This is a genomic window from Achromobacter denitrificans NBRC 15125, assembly GCF_001571365.1.
In the GTDB taxonomy this organism is placed as follows: domain Bacteria; phylum Pseudomonadota; class Gammaproteobacteria; order Burkholderiales; family Burkholderiaceae_B; genus Achromobacter; species Achromobacter denitrificans.
The window spans coordinates 1-17,265 of record NZ_BCTQ01000050.1; the positions used below are offsets into that span (position 1 = coordinate 1).

Here is a 17,265-nt window from a genome sequence, read left to right on the forward strand (position 1 = left end):
CAAGCGCCGCGCCGGCGGCCCCGCCGATGCGGCGGCCGGCACCGCGGCCGCGCCCGTCGCGGCGCCCGCCGAAGCCCAGGCTCCGGCGCCCGCTCCCGCGCCGTCGGCGTCTCCCGCCGTCAAGGGGGTGTCCGGGGTGAAACTCAATAATTACGACGAACCCGCCGCGCCCTGAGCGCGGGTTCGCGGCGGCCGGCCCGCAAGGGGCCGGGCCGCCGCGTCGTCAGATGACGTAGTTCTTGTAGCGCTCGATGTAGTCGCGGGCGCTGCCGTTCAATTCGCGCACGCAGCGCTCGGCTTCGTCGGCATCGCCGCGAACCATCGCGTCCAGCAGGGCGCGGTATTGCTTGATCCCCATCTCCGAACGACCCGGCAGCAAGGCCACGCGGCGCATCGACACGCGGGTGCGGTCGTAGATGCGTTCGATCATGTCGCTCAGCACCGGATTGCGCGCCAAGGTCTTGATGTGGTTGCGGAATTGCTCGATCGTGGCCACGTGGGCCTCGATGTCGCCATCCTTCAGGCTTTGCTCGAACGGTTCGCCGAGCAGCGCCTGCATGGCCTCCCAGTCCGCGGGAGTGGCATTGGCGATGGCCAGCCGGACCGCGAGGCCGTCCAGCGCCTCGCGCACCTGATAGAGCCGGTAGGTGGTTTCCATGTCGACGAAGGCCACTACCGCGCCCTTGTTCGGGACCCGTTCCACCAGCGCCCGGTCTTCCAGCGTCGCAAGCACTTCGCGCGCCTTGGCGCGTGGAATGTCATAGGCCTGCGCGAGATCTTCTTCCGGCACGCGGGTGCCGGGCAGCAGCGCCTGGGAGGCTATGCGTTCCCGCAGATCCTGAATGACTTCGTGGGTGGAGGCCGCCTTCCGTTTTTCCTTGGTGGCGGCGTCGGCAGGGGATGTCGCGCGTTTATCGGGCATGTAGGCACCTGGTTGGAGTGCGCCAAGCATAGCACTATTTTGAACTCAAGATTGTGCACAATTTAGAATGCTAGTTTGTAAATTATTGTTGACACAATAAAACGCACAAGAATATAGTGGCTTCACTTCGTCGCAGCACCCACTCATCCAAGGAGCTTCGGGCAATGAAAGACGCCGTGCAGTCCCCACAACTTCCCGGGCCGCAGTGCCGGGATTACCAGGCGCGGCGCAATGCCGCCGTAGCGTTGGGCGTGGCCAATGGCCCGCCGGTGTTCGCGGCGCGCGCGGCCGGCGCCACGCTGACCGACCTGGACGGCAATACCTTCATCGATTTCGCCGGCGGCATCGGCACGCTGAACGTGGGCCACGCCCATCCCGAGGTGGTGGCGGCCGTCCAGGCGCAGGCCGAGCGCTACCTGCACACCTGCTTCAACATCGTCATGTACCCGGAGTACATCGAACTGGCCGAGGCGTTGGTCGCGCTGGTGCCGGGCGCCTGGCCCAAGAAGGCCATGCTGCAGACTACCGGCGCCGAGGCGGTGGAAAACGCCGTCAAGGTCGCCCGCCGCGCAACCGGCAGGCAGGCGGTGGTGGCGTTCGAGAACGCCTTTCACGGGCGTACCTATATGGCCCTGTCGCTCACGGCCAAGGCGCCGGCCTACAAGAGCGGTTTCGGCCCCTTCGCGCCGGAGGTGTACCGGGCGCCGTTTCCCGTCGGCTACCGTTCCGGCCTGAGCGAGGCCGAATGCGCGGAGGCTGCGTTCAAGGCGTTCCGCCGCCTGGTCGAAACCGAGATCACGCCGGAACAGGTGGCCGCGGTCATCATCGAGCCGATCCAGGGCGAGGGCGGTTTCCATGCCGCGCCGCCCGCCTTCCTGCAGGCGCTGCGGGCCTATTGCACGCAGCACGGCATCGTGCTGATCGCCGACGAGATCCAGTCGGGCTTCTGCCGCAGCGGCGAATGGTTCGCCACCCAGCACGCGGGCATCGAGGCGGACCTCTACACGCTGGCGAAGTCCATGGGCGGCGGCTTGCCGATAGCCGCGCTGGTGGGGCGCGCCGACCTGATGGACGCGCCCGGCGTGGGCGGCCTGGGCGGCACCTATGGCGGCAATCCCCTGGCATGCGCCGCGGCGCTCGCCACGATCGGGGTCATGCGCCGCGAGGATTACGCGGCTCGCGCCCGCGATGTCGGCGCACGGGTGCGCGAGCGCTTCGCCGCGTGGGCCGATCGATTCGGCATCGTGGGCGACGTGCGCGGCCTGGGCGCCATGGTGGCGTTCGAGGTGGTGCGGGGGGGCGGCAGCGACGAGCCCGCCGGCGACCTGGCCGCCCGGATCGTGCAGTCTGCCTATCAGGGTGGGCTGGTGCTGGTGAAGGCCGGCTTCCACGGCAATGTGATCCGCTTCCTGGCTCCCCTGAGCATCACCGACGAGGAACTGGCCCGCGGCCTGGAGATCCTCGAAGGCGCGGTGGCCGATGCCCAGCGGCAGGCCGATGGAAAAGTCGCCGCCGGCGCGAGGAGCGCCTGATGCATACGCTGCTGAAACTGAAGAATGCGCGCAAGGTGGTCAGCCAGCTGGGCGCGGCGCGCCCGGGAATGGAAGTGCTGGTGCTGTACGACCTGCACACCCACCACAACGTCGAGCCGCTGGCCATCGCGGTGGACGAATCGGGCGCGGGCCTGCATCTGCTGCAGATCGCCGGATCTGCGCGCCACGGCAGGCAGCTGTCGCCGGTGGTGGCCCAGGCCATGCAGGCGGCCGATCTGGTCATCGCCCTGACGCGGGCCAACGCCGCGCATACCGATGCCCGCCAGCAGGCGACCCGGGCGGGCGTGGGCGTGATCGTGCTGCCCGAATCGCATCAGCCGGATTTCTTCCTGGCGGAAGGCTGGGAGGCGGATTTCGACGCCCTGCGTCCGCAGATCGAGGGCCTGGCCGACGCCTTGACCCGGGCCGACACGGCGCGGGTCACCAGCGCGCTGGGCACCGACGTAACGATGAGCATCGCCGGGCGACGGGGCCGGGCGCTGCATGGCTTCGCCAACACCACGGACATTTCCGCTGGCTACTGCCTGGAGTCCAGCCTGGCGCCGGTGGAAGGCACGGCCGAGGGCGTGATCGTGGTCAACGCCAGCATCCCGGGCGTGTCGCTGATCCGCGACGAGCCGGTGCGCATCCATATGGAGAAGGGCATGGCGGTGGCGATCGAGGGCGGCGCGGTGGCGCGCCAGTTCCGGGACCTGCTGGCCAGCTTCAACGATCCGCTGGTCTACAACCTGGGCGAGCTGGGCGTGGGCATGAACCCGCGCTGCGAACTGGATGGCACCATGCTGTCGGACGAATCGGTCTACGGATCGATCCAGCTGGCGCTGGGCACCAGCCTCTACATTGGCGGCACCGTGAAGGCGGCCGCCCACTACGACACCATCGTGACCGACGCCACGCTTGCGCTTGACGGCCGGGTGGTGCTGCAGGGCACCGAGCTGCGGCTGGGGGAGGCGGCATGAGCATCGACCTGAGCCGCGACCCCGACGGCGTGGCCACCGTCCTGATGAACCGCCCGGAAAAGCGCAATGCGTTCACGCTGGACATGTACCGGGAGTTCGGCCGGGTCATGCGCGAACTGGACGCCGACGACGCGGTGCGCTGCGTGGTGCTGCGCGGCGCCGGCGGCGCCTTCTGCGCGGGCAGCGATATCGGCGGCTTCGAGGAGGACCGCGACGGCGCGGCGCAGGCGGCCGAATATGCCCTGTTCACACTGTCCATGACGGACACGCTCAAGCACCTGCGCCATCCCACGGTGGCCTGCATCGAAGGCGTGTGCGTGGGCGGCGGGCTGGAGCTGGCCGCGCTGTGCGATATCCGCATCGGCGGGCGCAACAGCCGCTACGGCATTCCGGTGAACCGGATCGGGCTGACCGTGGATCACCAGGAACTGGGCGACCTGGTCCGCGTGATCGGAGCCGCGCGTGTCCTGGAAATCCTGCTGGAGGGCAATATCTTCGGGGCCGACGAGGCCATGAGCAAGGGCCTGCTGAGCCGCATCGTGGACGACGAGCGGGTGGCCGAGCAAGCCTACGCCACCGCCCGGCGCATCGCCGCGGCCGCGCCGCTGGTCAACCGCTGGCACAAGCGTTTCGTGGGCCAGTTGCGGGAAGGCCGGCCGCTGACCGACGCCGAGCGCGGCGAAGCCTATGCCTGCTTCGGCACCGAGGACTACCGGCGCGGCCGCGAGGCCTTCGCCGCCAAGCGCATTCCAGAATTCATCGGCCGCTGAGCCGGCCACCGACCCGAGACGGATTGCTTATGACTCAAGCTGCATCCCCCCTTGCCGGCATCAAGATCCTGGACCTCTCGCAGATCATGGCCGGCCCGTATTGCACCATGGTGCTGGCCGACCTGGGCGCCGAGGTCATCAAGGTCGAAAAGACCGGCACCGGCGACGATTCCCGCGAGATGGGCCCCTATGTGAATGGCGAATCGACCTGTTTCGCGCAGATCAACCGCAACAAGCAGGGCGTGGCGCTGAACCTGAAGGATCCCGAGGCGCGGGAAGTTCTGTACGACCTGGCGCGCTGGGCCGACGTGGTGGTGGAGAACTACCGGGTGGGCGTGACCAAGTCGCTGGGCGTGGACTACGACACGCTGTCGCGCATCAATCCGCGCCTGGTGTATTGCTCGATCTCCGGCTACGGCCATACCGGGCCCTACGCGGGCAAGGGCGGCTTCGACCTGGTGGCCCAGGGCATGAGCGGCATCATGAGCATGACGGGCGAGCCCGGCGGGCGGCCGTTGAAATCCGGCATCGCCATCTATGACGTGGGCGCGGGCCTGACCGCCGTGTACGCCATCCTGGCCGCCTGCATCCACCAGATGAAGACCGGCGAAGGCCAGCACATCGACATCGCGCTGGCGGAATGCGGCCTGCCCTGGTTCGTGTGGGAGGCGGCCGCCTATTTCGCCGACGGCACGGTGCCCGAGGGCACGGGCAGCCGGCACCGGGTGTCGGCGCCGTACCAGGCGTTCGGCACGCGCCAGGGCTACATCATGATAGGCGCGGCCAACCAGCGCACCTGGGAACGCCTGTGCGCGGACGTGCTGGAGCGCCCCGAGCTGATCACCGATCCGCGCTTCGTCACCAACTCCGACCGCCTGACCCACATCGCCGAACTGGAGCCCATCCTGGAAGCGGAGTTCGCGCGCGCCGGCGCGGCCGAGTGGATCGAGCGTTGCGAGCGCGCTTCCGTGCCTTGCGGCCCGATCAACGATTTCGGCCAGGCGATGCAGGACCCGCACTACCTGGCGCGCGGCATGGTGCAGGAACTGGAGCACCCCGCGTTGGGCACGATGAAGACCATCGGCATCCCGACCAAGTTCTCGCGCACGCCCGGCGCCTTGCGCACGGCGGCGCCGCTGATGGGGCAGCACACCGACGAGGTGCTGCGGCGCTTTGGCGTGCCGGAAGAGAGGATTGCCGGCATGCGTGCCAGAGGAGTCATCGCGTAGCCGGAAAACCGCAGCAGGCAGTATCGAAGTCGCATCCAAGCTCCAAGGGGACGCCGGCGTCGCGCACGCTGGCGGCTATTCGAAGTTGAACAATGATGTTCACGCCGCAAGGAACCTTCATGACACAGCCCACCCATCTCTCCCGCCGCGGATTCATCGCGGCCAGCGCCGCGCTGGCCGCCTGCGGCGCCATTCCCTCCCTGGCCCGGGCGCAGTCGGCCCAGCCGTTCCGGCTGGGGGCGCTCAACTCCATCACCGGCGTCGGCGGTCCCTATGGCCCGGCCATGCTGGAAGCCATCAAGATCGCCATCGATGAGGTCAACGCCGCGGGAGGCGCGGCCGGCCGCAAGATCCAGCTCTACGCCGAAGACGATCAGACCAAGCCCGACGCGGCGGTGCTGGCGGTCAAGAAGCTGATCGAGATCAACAAGGTCGAGGCGGTGGTGGGGATCTGGCCTTCCTCGGTGGGACTGGCCGCCATGCCGATCACCAACGCCGCCGGGCTCATCACCATGAATACCTGCGGCGCGCCCGAAATGCTGACCGAAAACAAGAACGGCCTGGCCTGGATGTTCCAGGCCTCCAACGCCGTGTTCGGCCGCGCCTTCGCGGAAGTGGCGCGCCAGCGCGGCTTCAAGCGTCCGGCGGTCATGGCCTTCAACAATTCCACCTTCGTCGGCCAGGCCAATTATTTCCGCGACGCCTGGCAGGAGAAGGGCGGGAAGGTCAGCGCGTTCACCGTCTACGAACCCAACCAGACCACCTACCGCACCGAACTCACCAAAGTGCTGGCTTCCAAGCCCGACGTGATTTCGCTGAGCGCCTACCGGCCCGACGCCACCATCATCCTCAAGGAATGGTTCCAGACCGGCCAGGACTGCAAGTTCATCATGCCCGGCTGGACCGCCAATGAGGATCTGGTGAAGGCCCTGGGCAAGGAAGCCACCGAGGGCATCATTTCGATCTCGAACGTCGCCGCGCACGAGCACGAGGCATACAAGCACTTCGCCGCGGAATTCCGCAAACGCACCAAGCGCGAGCCGGACATCTTCGCTTCCCAGTCCTACGACATGGTGATCACGCTGGCGCTGGCCATCGAGGCGGCCGGCGCCACGGCCGACGTGGCCGCCGTCAACGGCAAGATCCGCGCGGTGACCGCGCAGGGCGGCGGCGAGAAGGTCAGCGGTTTCGCCCAGGGCCAGGCGCTGCTGCGCGCCGGCAAGGCGGTGGACTACGACGGGGCTTCCTCGCGGCTGGATTTCGGCAAGCAGGGCGAGACCGTGCCCGATTTCGGCGTCTTCGACATCCGCGACGGCAAGCTGGTGCTCAAAGAAGTCATCGCCGGCCAGGTCTGACCAAAGAACCAAGGGGAACACAAGAATGGATGCAATCACCGTCATCAACGCCGCGATCAACGGCGTTGTGATCGGGATGCTGCTGGCCTTGCCGGCACTGGCGATCACGCTGGTGTTCGGCATCGCCCGCTTTCCCAATGCCGCCAGCGGCGACTACATGACGCTGGGCGCCTACGTCGCCGTCTTCACCCAGGCGCTCGCGGGCGGCTCCATGCTGGCCGCGGGCCTGGCGGCCGTCGCGTCCACCACCGCGGTCGGCCTTTTCTTCTACGCCTGGGTGTTCCGGCCGCTGGAGTCCCGCTCCAACGTCTCGCGCCTGATCGCGTCCATCGGCGTCGCCTTCGCGCTGCGCAGCACGATCACTTTCTTCGCGGGGCAGGACCAGTACACCTTCGATATGCCGTTGATGCGCGCCTGGAACTTCGGCGGCGTGCGCATCCTGCCAACGGACCTCTACATCCTGGGCACCGCGCTCGCGGCGCTGGCGCTGGTGTTCGCGCTGATGCACCTGACGCCGACGGGGCGGCGCATGCGGGCGGTGGCGGACAACCCGGAACTCGCGGCGGCCAGCGGCATCCGGGGACGGCGCGTGATGATCACGCTGTGGAGCATCGCCGGCGCGTACTGCGGCCTGGGCGGGGTGCTGCTGGGCATCAAGGCGGTGGTGATACCGGAGCTGGGCTGGGAACTGCTCATGCCCATGTTCGCGGCGGTGATCCTGGGCGGCATCGGCAATCCGGTGGGCGCCATCGTCGGGATCATGGTGTTCAGCATCGCCCAGGAGGTCGCCAGCCTGGTGGTCGGGCCTGCCTACAAGATCGTGTTCGCGTTCGCGGTGCTGCTGTGCGTGCTGCTGCTGCGTCCCCAGGGAATCTTCGGCCGTCCGATGGCGGCGAGGTGAAATCATGGAAGCCTATCTGATTGCAATCGCCATCGGGATCCTGATCTACATGCTGCTGGCCTTCGGCCTGTCGCTGCACTACGGGTTCACCGGACTGATCAACTTCGGGCACGTCGGCTTTTTCGCCATCGGCGCCTACACCTCGGCCCTGCTGTCGCTCAAGGGCGTGCCGGTGCCCGTGTCCATGGCAGCGGCGGCGGCCTTCGCGGCGCTGGCGGCCTATCCGCTGGGCATGATCGCCCTGCGGCTGGGCAGCGACTACCTGGCCATCGTGACCCTGGGTTTCTCGGAGTCGGTGCGCATGATGTTGCAGACCGAGGAATGGCTGACGCGCGGCATGCACGGGCTGCCGGGAATCCCGCGCCTGTTCGCCGGCTGGGCCTCGCCGCAGACCGTGGACCTCTGGATCATGTTGCTGCTGCTGGTCGTCAACGCGGGCGCCTTGTTCCTGATCCACCTGGTGATCCGCAGCCCGTTCGGGCGCGTGATCGAGGCGGTGCGGGACAACGAGGTGGCGGTGCGCGCGCTGGGCAAGGACCCCGCCCGGTTCAAGACCCGCTCCCTGATGCTGGGCGCCGGGCTGGCCGGGCTGGCGGGCGCCTTCCAGGCGCACTACCTGACCTTCATCAGTCCCGAGCAGTTCGTGCCCCTGATCACGTTCTACATCTGGATCGCCATCATCCTGGGCGGCGTCGGGCGCTTGAGCGGGGTGGTCGCGGGTACGGTGCTGCTGGTCGGTTTCCTGGAGGGATCGCGGTTCGTGCGCGATTTCGTCGGCGGCATTTCCGAGGTGCAGATGGCCAGCGTGCGCATCGGCATCATCGGCATCGCGCTCATCTGCGTGGTGCTGTACCGGCCCCAGGGCATTTTCGGCAACACCTCGACGCGCAGGAGATAGGGCATGACGCTGCTTTCCATCAATGGGCTGAGCGCCGGCTTCGGTGGCTTCAAGGCGCTCGACGACGTGTCGCTGGAGGTGCGCAAGGGCGAGCTGGTGGGCCTCATCGGCACCAACGGCGCGGGCAAGAGCACGCTGTTTTCGGTTGTCACGGGCTACATCCCGCCCAGCGCGGGCACGGTGCGGTTCGCGGGCGAGGACATCACGGGCGTCGCCGTGCACCAGCGCGTGCGCCGCGGCCTGGCGCGCACGTTCCAGGTGCCCCGCGAGTTCAGCCAGCTGACCGTTTTCGACAACATGATGGCCGCCGCGCCCGACCAGCGCGGCGAGAAGCTCGCGTCGCTGGTCTTCGCGCGGCGCGAGGTCGCCCGCGAGGAGGCGCGCAACGCGGAGCGCGTGCACGAGCTGCTGGCCTTCCTCAATCTGTCGCGAGTGGCCGACGAGCCGGCGGGAAAGTTGTCGGGCGGCCAGAAAAAACTGCTCGAACTGGGGCGGCTGCTGATGCTGGAGCCGCGCTGCATCCTGCTGGACGAACCCTTCGCGGGCGTCAATCCGGTGCTGATCGAGGAGCTGTCCGCGCGCATCGTGGAACTGAACCAGCGCGGCCTGACGGTCGCCATCATCGAGCACAACCTGGACGAATTGTCGCGGATCGTGCCGCGCATGTACGTCATGGACCGGGGGCGCGTCATCGCCGAGGGGGCGCCGGACGGTGTCCTGGCCAACGAACAGGTGCGCGAAGCGTACATGGGGGGAGTGATATGAGTCTGCTCGTCATGCAGGGCCTGTCCGGCGGCTATGCCGAAGTCGATATCGTCTCCGGCATCGACATGACGGTAGCGCCCAGGGAAATCGTCACCATCGCCGGGACCAACGGCGCGGGCAAGTCCACGCTGGTCAAGGCGGTGATGGGCCTGCTGCCGCGCATTGCCGGCACCATGGCGTTCGACGGCCGGGACTTGTTGACGCTGCCGGTGGAAGAGCGGGTGCGGGTCGGCATTTCGTACGTGCCGCAGGTGCGCAATGTCTTCGGCGCGCTGACCGTGCTGGAGAACCTGCAGGTGGTCGAGCACGTGCAGGGGCGCGAGCAGCGCATCCGCGACATGTTCGATCTGTTCCCCGCGCTGGCGGGGCGGCGCAGGACGCACGCTGAAAACCTCTCCGGCGGCGAACGCCAGCAGCTGGCCTTCGCCCGGGCGCTGATGTCCTCGCCGCGCCTGATGGTGCTGGACGAACCCTCGGCCGCGCTGTCCCCGGCGCTGACCGAGCAGGTGTTCGCCGAGGTGCGGCGCCTGCCCGAGATCGGCGTGGGCGTGCTGATGGTGGAGCAGCGCGCCCGCCAGGCGCTCGCCTTCAGCGACCGCGGCTACATCCTGGATTCCGGCCGCATCGTGCTGACCGATACGGGGCAGGCGCTGCTGGCCAACCAGCACATGAGCGATCTCTACATCGGCCGGGGCGGCCATCCGCAAGGCGGCGCCGCGCCGGCCTGAGGCGGCGCGCGCGGCGGTCCTTCATCGACTTCAAGGAGTTCCATCTTGTCTTTCCCCGATACGACAGCTTCCCCGGCGCGCGTCGCGCGCCGTTCCGCGCCCAGCGCCACCGCCGCCTTGACCGCCCTGCAGGGGCTGGCCGCGCTGGAGCAGGGCACGCTGACCTGCGAGGCCTGGGCGCGCGCCTGCCTGGATCGCATCCAGGAGCGCAACGACGGCGTGCGCGCCTGGGTGAGGGTGGACGCCGACAATGCGCTGGCCCGTGCCCGCGAATGGGACCGCCACGGCCGCCGCCGCCTGCTCGACGGCGTGCCGCTGGGCATCAAGGACACCATCGATACGGCCGACATGCCGACGGAGCTGGGCGATCCGGAGATCTTTCCCGGGCGCCAGCCCGCCGCCGACGCGCCCGTCGTGGCGCAGGCGCATGAACTGGGCTTCAATGTGCTGGGCAAGAACACGGTGTCGCGCCATGCCATCATGCTGCCGGGGCCGGCGCGCAATCCGCACGACCTGAGCCGTACGCCGGCGGCTTCGTCCGCGGGTTCCGCGGCGGCGGTCGCGGATTTCATGACGCCGCTGTCCATCGGCACGCAGACGGCGGGCTCCATCCTGCGCCCGTCCGCCTTCTGCGGCGCGGTGGGGTTCAAGCCCACGCTGGACGCCATCCCCTATGTTTCCATCCGCCGCTATTCGCGCGTGCTGGACGTCATCGGCCCGATCGCGCGGTCGGTGGACGACGCGGCGCTCTTCATGCGCGCCTTTACCGGCGATCCCCGGTTCGATCCGGCCGCGCCCCTGCGCAACGATTTCCGCGTGGGCGTCTGGCGTCCCAAGGATTGGGCGCAGGCCGACGCCTGCATGCGGGAGAGCTTCGAGGCCAACCTGCGGGCTTTGTCCGCGGCCGGCGTGAAAGTGACCGAGCTGGTCATGCCGCCAGCCTTCGACACCATGGGAGAGGCCCAGGATGTGATCATGGCCTACGACCTGGCGCGCGAGTACGCCGCGATCAAGCGGGACCATGCCGCGCTGTGCGATCCGGGCCTCATCGACTACCTGACCATGGGCGAGGGCCTGTCGGCGGCGGAGTACGCGGCCGCGCTGGACGCCGCCGACGGCTGCCGCCGCGCGTTCTACGATGCCGCCCGCGACGTGGACGCCGTAGCGCTGCCGTCGACCCTGGGCGAGGCTCCGCCGGCCAGCACCACCGGCAGCTCGGCCTTCATACGCATCTGGTCCCTTTTGCACAACCCCTCGATCACCTTGCCGGTGGCGCGCGGCCCCAATGGGCTGCCGCTGGGGTTCCAGATGGTGGGCTTCGTCAAGGAGGATGCCCGCCTGCTGTACTGGGCGCGCTGCGCCGAGCGCATCCTGGGGTCCACCGCCCACCAGCCCTGAGCGCGCCGACCGACGCCGCGGCGCGGCGCGTCGGACGCGCCGCCTGCTTAGCGCCCCCTGGGGGCGCTTTTTTCCGCCCTGTTTTTGGGGTTTTCCCGAATTATTCTCAATATTCGGGAATAAAAACCTGTAGTAACACCATAAATTGATAATCTGCGCTCCGTTAGTTTGGAGCCAAATAGTGAAAGCGGATCAATCAGTCGGGGCGGGCGCGGACCGCGTGCTCTACGTGCTGGCCACGCTGGCCCGGCACGATGGGCCGCTCAGCATTGCCGCGCTGGCCGAGGAAACCGGCCTGGCGCAGAGCACCCTGTACCGGCAGGTGGCGTTGCTCAAGCGCTGGGGGTTCGTCGCCGAGCATGACGGCGAGTACGGGCCCGGTCCGTTGTGCGTGCAGCTGGCCTGGGGTTTCGACCAGTCCTCGTTCCTGATCCACGAAGCGCAGCCCGACATGGCGGCGCTGGCCGCCGCGTCCGGCGAAACGATCGGCCTGCTGGTCGCCGTCAAGGACCAGGCCGTGTGCCTGGACATGGTCGAAAGCCAGCATCCGCTGCGCTGTTCCTTTACCAAGGGGCGCGGCCTGCCGCTGGCGCGCGGCGCCTCCGCCAAGTCGCTGCTGGCTTTCATGCCGCTGGCGCGCCTGCAGGCCGCGCTGGCCTACCTCGCGGCCGAGGCCGGGGTGGACGCGGGCAGGCTGGGCAAGGAGCTCGACGCGATCCGCGAGCAGGGCTACGCCGTGACCGACAGCGAGGTCGACGCCGGCGTCTGGGGGGTGAGCGTGCCGATCTTCCAGCGCGCCAACCAGGCCGTGGCCTCGATCACCCTGATGGCGCCTTCCACGCGGGCCGCGCAGCGGCCCGAGGCCTTCATCGAGATGACCGTGGCGGCCGCCCGGCGCATCTCGGCGAAATTGCAGGTCCATTGAGGCCGCCCGCCGCGGCCTTCCACGCTTTCCCTGAATTCCACGCTGTACCCGAACCCATCGACCGCAGTAACCACCGCCGTATCCACTTTCCATAGGATCCACCATGACCACTCGCCGCACACTGCTGACCGCCGCCCTCACGCTGGGCCTGGCCTGGACCGCCGGTTCCGCGCAAGCCCAGGAAACCATCCGCGCCGTCACCGACGCCACCTTCCCGCCGATGGAATTCGTCAAGGACGGCAAGCGCACGGGCTTCGACATCGAGCTGGTCGAGGCCCTGGCGGGCGCGATGGGCAAGAAGGTCGAATGGATCGACATCGACTTCAAGGGCCTGATTCCCGCCCTGCAGGCCGGCCGCGCCGACATCGCGGTGTCCGCCATCTACATCACGCCCGAGCGCGCCAAGGTCGTGGACTTCACCGATCCCTACTATGCGGGCGGCCTGGTCGTGATGACGAAGAAGGATGGTCCGGTCAAGACGCTGAAGGACCTGGACGGCCGCAAGGTGTCGGTGCAGGTCGGCACGAAGTCGGTGAACTACCTGAAGGAACACTATCCCTCGGTGCAGCGCGTGGAAGTCGAGAAGAACCAGGAGATGTTCAACCTGGTGCAGATCGGCCGCGCCGAAGCCGCCGTGACGGGCAAGCCCGCCGCCAAGCTGTTCGCGCAGAGCACGACCGACCTGACCGTGCTGAACGAGCAGATCACCACCGAGGACTACGGCATTGCCGTGCCCAAGAACAAGCCCGAGCTGACGCGCGACCTGAACGCCGCGCTGCAGAAGCTGAAGGCTGACGGCAGCTACCAGGCCATCGTGAACAAGTGGTTCGAGGCGCCGGCGAAATGAACCTGGATTTTTCCCCTGTCTTCGCCGACTTCGGCGCGCTGATGAACGGCGCGGCGGTCACCGTCGAGGTGACCGCCGGGGCCTTGCTGCTGGCTTGCGTCATCGGCCTGCTGGTCGGCGTGGGCCGGCTCAACCCGCGCCGCTACGTCATCTACAACCTGTGCAGCCTCTACCTGCTGCTGTTTCGCGGCACGCCGCTGCTGGTGCAGCTGTTCATCTGGTTCTTCGGCCTGCCGCATTTCGGGATCACGCTGCCCGCGTTCGCCTGCGGCGTGCTCGGCCTGGGCATGTACTCCGGCGCCTACGTGTCGGAAATCGTGCGCGGCGCGATCCAGTCGGTGGACCGCGGCCAGACCGAGGCGGCCCGTTCGCTGGGCATGTCCTCGGGCCAGGCCATGCGCATCATCGTGCTGCCGCAGGCGGTCGTGCGCATGATCCCGCCGCTGGGCAACGAGTTCATCGCGCTGATCAAGAATTCGGCCCTGGTGTCGCTCTTGACCATCCATGACCTGATGCACGAAGGGCAGAAAATCATCAGCGTGTCTTACCGCTCGCTGGAAACGTATCTGGTGGTGGCGCTGATCTATCTGGTCCTGACCACGGTCACCATGTTGGTGTTGCGCAAGGTGGAACATCGCCTGCGCGCGGGAGGGATGGTGCAATGAACGCCGCGACGAACCGGGCCGCGGGCCCGCAAGAAATGATCCGCATCCGCGGCCTGCAGAAGTCCTACGGCGACCATGCCGTGCTGCGCGGGATCGATTTCGACGTGCTGCCGTCGCAGGTGGTGGTCGTGATCGGCCCCAGCGGTTCGGGCAAGAGCACCTTGCTGCGCTGCTGCAACGGCCTGGAAGTGGCGCAGGCCGGCACCGTGGACATCTGCGGCCAGACCTTGCTGGACCACGGCAAGCTGCTGCCCGAGGCGGAGCTGAACCAGCTGCGCATGCAGGTGGGCATGGTGTTCCAGGGCTTCAACCTGTTTCCGCACCTGTCGGTGCTGGACAACGTGACCATCGGCCCGCGCAAACTGCGCGGCATGGGCCGCGAGGAGGCCAATGCGCTGGCGGCCGACCTGCTGGCCAAGGTCGGCCTGGGCCAGAAGATGTCGGCCATGCCGGCCAGCCTGTCGGGCGGCCAGAAGCAACGCGTGGCGATCGCCCGCGCGCTGGCCATGCAGCCCAAGGTCATGCTGTTCGACGAGCCGACCTCGGCGCTCGACCCGGAACTGGTGGGCGAAGTGCTGCAGGTGATGAAGCTGCTGGCCCGCGAAGGCATGACCATGATGGTGGTGACGCACGAAATGGGCTTCGCCCGCGACGTGGCCGACATGGTCGCGGTGATGGACGGCGGCGTGATCCTGGAATCCGGCCCGCCGGAAGTGATCTTCAGCCAGCCGCGCGAAGCGCGCACCCGCGAATTCCTCCAGGCGGTGCTGAGCGCGTCGCCGGGAGCGGCGGCATGAGCGTATTGGACAAAAGTCTCTGGAAGGCGCGGGACGACAGCGCCGAGCAGGGCGACACGCGCCGTCTGGCGCACGTCGTCGAAGCGGCCGCCGGCCAGCTGCGAGCGGGCGAGGCGGTGCTGCTGGGCTTTGCCTGCGACGCCGGCGTGGCCCGCAACCAGGGCCGGGTCGGCGCGGCGGGCGGCCCCGCCGGCATCCGCAAGTTCCTGGCGGGCTTGCCCGCGCACGGCCTGACCCGCCTGCTGGACGCGGGCGACGTGGCCTGCGAGGGCGACCTCCTGGAAGACGCCCAGGAACGCCTGGGCCTGCGCCTGGCCGAACTGATGGAGCAAGGCGCCCGGCCCGTCGTGCTGGGCGGGGGGCATGAGATCGCCTGGGGCAGCTTCCAGGGCCTGGCCCGCTGGCTGCGGGCGCGCGGCGACGCGGGGCCCGTGCTGGTGCTGAACCTGGACGCGCATTTCGACCTGCGCACCGGACGGCCTGGCAGCTCGGGCACGCCGTTCGACCAGATCGCCCGCGACTGCGAAGCGCGCGGCCAGTCCCTGCAGTACGCCTGCCTGGGCGTGTCGCGCCTGGCCAATACGCCCGCGCTGTACGCCCGGGCCGCCGAGATCGGCGCGTTCTGGGTGGAGGACCGCGACATGCAGGAACGCCACCTGGAGGCCCGCCTGGCGGACGTGGACGCGCTGCTGGAAGGCGCGGCCCACGTCTACCTGACGATAGACCTGGACGTGCTGCCCGCGGCGGTCATGCCGGGCGTTTCGGCGCCCGCGCCCTACGGCGTGCCGCTGGCGGTGGTCGAGGAGATCGTGCTGCGAGTCAAGGCCAGCGGCAAGCTGCGCCTGGCCGACATGGCGGAATACAACCCCGGCTACGACGTCGACGGCCATGGCGCCCGCGCGGCCGCCCGGCTGGCCTGGCAGCTGATCGCCGGCTGAGCCGCGGGTCGGCGCGGCGCAAAAGAGGGCGGTTCCCTGCCGGGGAGCCGCCCTTTTGCATTGATGGGGACGGGTCCTGCATACGGCCGATGGGCTGGACGCACGCTTGCTGGCGGCTTAGGATAGGACCAGCTGTAGGGCCGGTCTTGCGACCCGTCAGGTGTCCGCAACATTGATACGTCACCAATTAAATATTTTTCTTTTTAATTGGGGACGTTATATTTTTCGCGGATAAAATTGGCGCAACCTAGTCAGGAGAGCGTGCTCATGTCTCAAACTCCCACCCATGCCTTGCCGTCGTATTTGAATGCCGATGACCTCGGCCCCTGGGGTAATTACCTGCAACAAGTCGATCGGGTCACCCCGTATCTCGGTTCCCTGGCGCGGTGGGTTGAAACCCTGAAGCGTCCGAAGCGTTCGCTGATCGTCGACGTGCCGATCGAACTCGACAACGGCAGCATCGCGCACTTCGAGGGCTACCGCGTGCAGCACAACACCTCGCGCGGCCCCGGCAAGGGGGGCGTGCGTTTCCACCAGGACGTCACGCTGTCCGAAGTGATGGCGCTCGCGGCCTGGATGTCCATCAAGAATGCCGCGGTGAACCTGCCTTACGGCGGCGCCAAGGGCGGCGTCCGCGTCGATCCGCGCAAGCTGTCGCAGTCCGAACTTGAGCGCATGACGCGCCGCTACACCTCCGAAATCGGCGTCATCATCGGCCCCGCCAAGGACATTCCCGCTCCCGACGTGAACACCAACGCCCAGACCATGGCCTGGATGATGGACACGTACTCCATGAACGAAGGCGCCACCGCCACCGGCGTGGTCACCGGCAAGCCGATTGCGCTGGGCGGCAGCCTGGGCCGCGTCGAAGCCACGGGCCGCGGCGTGTTCGTCGTGGGCTGCGAGGCCGCCCGCGACCTGAACATCGACGTGTCGAAGGCGCGCGTGGTCGTGCAGGGCTTCGGCAACGTGGGCGGCACCGCCGCTCGCCTGTTCCATGAAGCCGGCGCCAAGGTCATCGCCGCGCAGGACCACACCGGCACCGTGCACAACGCCGAGGGCCTGGACGTGCACAAGCTGCTGTCGTACGTGTCGCAACACGGCGGCGTGGGCGGCTTCTCCGGCGGCCAGGCCATGGACAAGAACGAGTTCTGGACGCTGGAAACCGAATTCCTGATCCCCGCCGCCCTGGAAAGCCAGATCACCGTGGAAAACGCGGCCAAGGTGCGCGCCAAGATCGTGGTGGAAGGCGCCAACGGCCCGACGACCCCGGAAGCGGACGACATCCTGGCCGAGCACGGCGTGTACGTGGTGCCGGACGTGCTGGCCAATGCCGGCGGCGTCACGGTCAGCTACTTCGAATGGGTGCAGGACTTCTCCAGCTTCTTCTGGAGCGAGGACGAGATCAACCAGCGCCTGGAGCGCCTCATGCGCGAAGCCTACGCGGCGGTGTCGCAAGTGGCCCGCGAGCACAAGGTCACCCTGCGCACGGCGGCGTTCATCGTCGCTTGCACGCGGATCCTGCAGGCGCGCCAGGTGCGCGGCCTCTATCCGTGATTCCGATACGGCGGCGCGTTTCCGACGCGTCGCCGAGGAGGCAAGGAGACAAAACGAA

17 protein-coding genes are annotated in these 17,265 nt (G+C 68.1%); 16 read left to right on the top strand and 1 reads right to left on the bottom strand.

The features are described 5' to 3' along the window. Positions 1 to 223 precede the first annotated feature (223 nt). Positions 224 to 922 carry a GntR family transcriptional regulator gene (locus ADE01S_RS27520; protein ID WP_062684950.1) on the bottom strand — a complete coding sequence of 233 codons (699 nt, stop codon included), beginning with the start codon at positions 920 to 922 and terminating at the stop codon, positions 224 to 226. Positions 923 to 1,086: 164 nt separating this feature from the next. Between ADE01S_RS27520 and gabT the strand changes: the two genes are divergently transcribed. The 16 genes from gabT to ADE01S_RS27600 all read left to right on the top strand — a co-directional run bounded on the left by gabT (position 1,087) and on the right by ADE01S_RS27600 (position 17,207). Beyond that, positions 1,087 to 2,454: a 4-aminobutyrate--2-oxoglutarate transaminase gene (gene gabT / locus ADE01S_RS27525; protein WP_062684951.1), complete on the top strand. Its 1,368-nt coding sequence runs from the start codon at positions 1,087 to 1,089 to the stop codon at positions 2,452 to 2,454. After that, positions 2,454 to 3,434 carry an aminopeptidase gene (locus tag ADE01S_RS27530; RefSeq protein WP_062684952.1) on the top strand — a complete coding sequence of 327 codons (981 nt, stop codon included), beginning with the start codon at positions 2,454 to 2,456 and terminating at the stop codon, positions 3,432 to 3,434. The genes gabT and ADE01S_RS27530 overlap by 1 nt, the downstream gene beginning before the upstream one ends. Beyond that, positions 3,431 to 4,204, top strand: a complete 774-nt coding sequence (locus ADE01S_RS27535) for an enoyl-CoA hydratase/isomerase family protein (protein ID WP_062684953.1) — start codon at positions 3,431 to 3,433, stop codon at positions 4,202 to 4,204. Before ADE01S_RS27530 ends, ADE01S_RS27535 begins: the two co-directional genes overlap by 4 nt. Positions 4,205 to 4,233: 29 nt before the next feature. Beyond that, a complete protein-coding gene (locus ADE01S_RS27540; RefSeq protein ID WP_062684954.1) occupies positions 4,234 to 5,433 on the top strand; it encodes a CaiB/BaiF CoA transferase family protein in 1,200 nt (399 codons plus the stop codon). A 119-nt stretch (positions 5,434 to 5,552) separates the two neighbouring features. Then, the gene (locus ADE01S_RS27545; RefSeq protein WP_228468252.1) at positions 5,553 to 6,788 is read left to right on the top strand and encodes an ABC transporter substrate-binding protein; all 1,236 of its coding nucleotides are present in this window, start codon (positions 5,553 to 5,555) and stop codon (positions 6,786 to 6,788) included. Between the two features lie 25 nt (positions 6,789 to 6,813). Further along, entirely contained in the window at positions 6,814 to 7,689 is an 876-nt protein-coding gene (locus ADE01S_RS27550) for a branched-chain amino acid ABC transporter permease (RefSeq protein ID WP_062684956.1), read from the top strand. 4 nt (positions 7,690 to 7,693) lie between these two features. Then, on the top strand, positions 7,694 to 8,587 hold the full coding sequence (locus tag ADE01S_RS27555; protein WP_062684957.1) for a branched-chain amino acid ABC transporter permease: 894 nt from the start codon (positions 7,694 to 7,696) through the stop codon (positions 8,585 to 8,587). A 3-nt stretch (positions 8,588 to 8,590) separates the two neighbouring features. Continuing rightward, positions 8,591 to 9,352, top strand: coding sequence for an ABC transporter ATP-binding protein (locus ADE01S_RS27560; RefSeq protein WP_062684958.1), 762 nt, complete (start codon positions 8,591 to 8,593; stop codon positions 9,350 to 9,352). Beyond that, the gene (locus ADE01S_RS27565) at positions 9,349 to 10,080 is read left to right on the top strand and encodes an ABC transporter ATP-binding protein (protein ID WP_062684959.1); all 732 of its coding nucleotides are present in this window, start codon (positions 9,349 to 9,351) and stop codon (positions 10,078 to 10,080) included. Before ADE01S_RS27560 ends, ADE01S_RS27565 begins: the two co-directional genes overlap by 4 nt. Before the next feature lie 45 nt (positions 10,081 to 10,125). Beyond that, positions 10,126 to 11,478 (top strand): amidase, encoded by a 1,353-nt coding sequence (locus tag ADE01S_RS27570; protein WP_062684960.1) that lies wholly within the window; start codon positions 10,126 to 10,128, stop codon positions 11,476 to 11,478. A gap of 178 nt (positions 11,479 to 11,656) precedes the next feature. Beyond that, positions 11,657 to 12,403 (top strand): IclR family transcriptional regulator, encoded by a 747-nt coding sequence (locus ADE01S_RS27575; protein WP_062684984.1) that lies wholly within the window; start codon positions 11,657 to 11,659, stop codon positions 12,401 to 12,403. A gap of 103 nt (positions 12,404 to 12,506) precedes the next feature. Then, on the top strand, positions 12,507 to 13,250 hold the full coding sequence (locus ADE01S_RS27580; RefSeq protein ID WP_062684961.1) for a transporter substrate-binding domain-containing protein: 744 nt from the start codon (positions 12,507 to 12,509) through the stop codon (positions 13,248 to 13,250). After that, positions 13,247 to 13,915 carry an amino acid ABC transporter permease gene (locus tag ADE01S_RS27585; RefSeq protein WP_062684962.1) on the top strand — a complete coding sequence of 223 codons (669 nt, stop codon included), beginning with the start codon at positions 13,247 to 13,249 and terminating at the stop codon, positions 13,913 to 13,915. Before ADE01S_RS27580 ends, ADE01S_RS27585 begins: the two co-directional genes overlap by 4 nt. A gap of 35 nt (positions 13,916 to 13,950) precedes the next feature. Further along, complete coding sequence (locus tag ADE01S_RS27590) at positions 13,951 to 14,712, top strand: amino acid ABC transporter ATP-binding protein (protein ID WP_165695656.1); 762 nt, start codon at positions 13,951 to 13,953, stop codon at positions 14,710 to 14,712. Then, positions 14,709 to 15,650, top strand: coding sequence for a formimidoylglutamase (gene hutG / locus ADE01S_RS27595; RefSeq protein WP_062684964.1), 942 nt, complete (start codon positions 14,709 to 14,711; stop codon positions 15,648 to 15,650). The genes ADE01S_RS27590 and hutG overlap by 4 nt, the downstream gene beginning before the upstream one ends. Positions 15,651 to 15,917: 267 nt before the next feature. Continuing rightward, on the top strand, positions 15,918 to 17,207 hold the full coding sequence (locus tag ADE01S_RS27600; protein ID WP_062684965.1) for a Glu/Leu/Phe/Val family dehydrogenase: 1,290 nt from the start codon (positions 15,918 to 15,920) through the stop codon (positions 17,205 to 17,207). Positions 17,208 to 17,265: the final 58 nt, after the last annotated feature.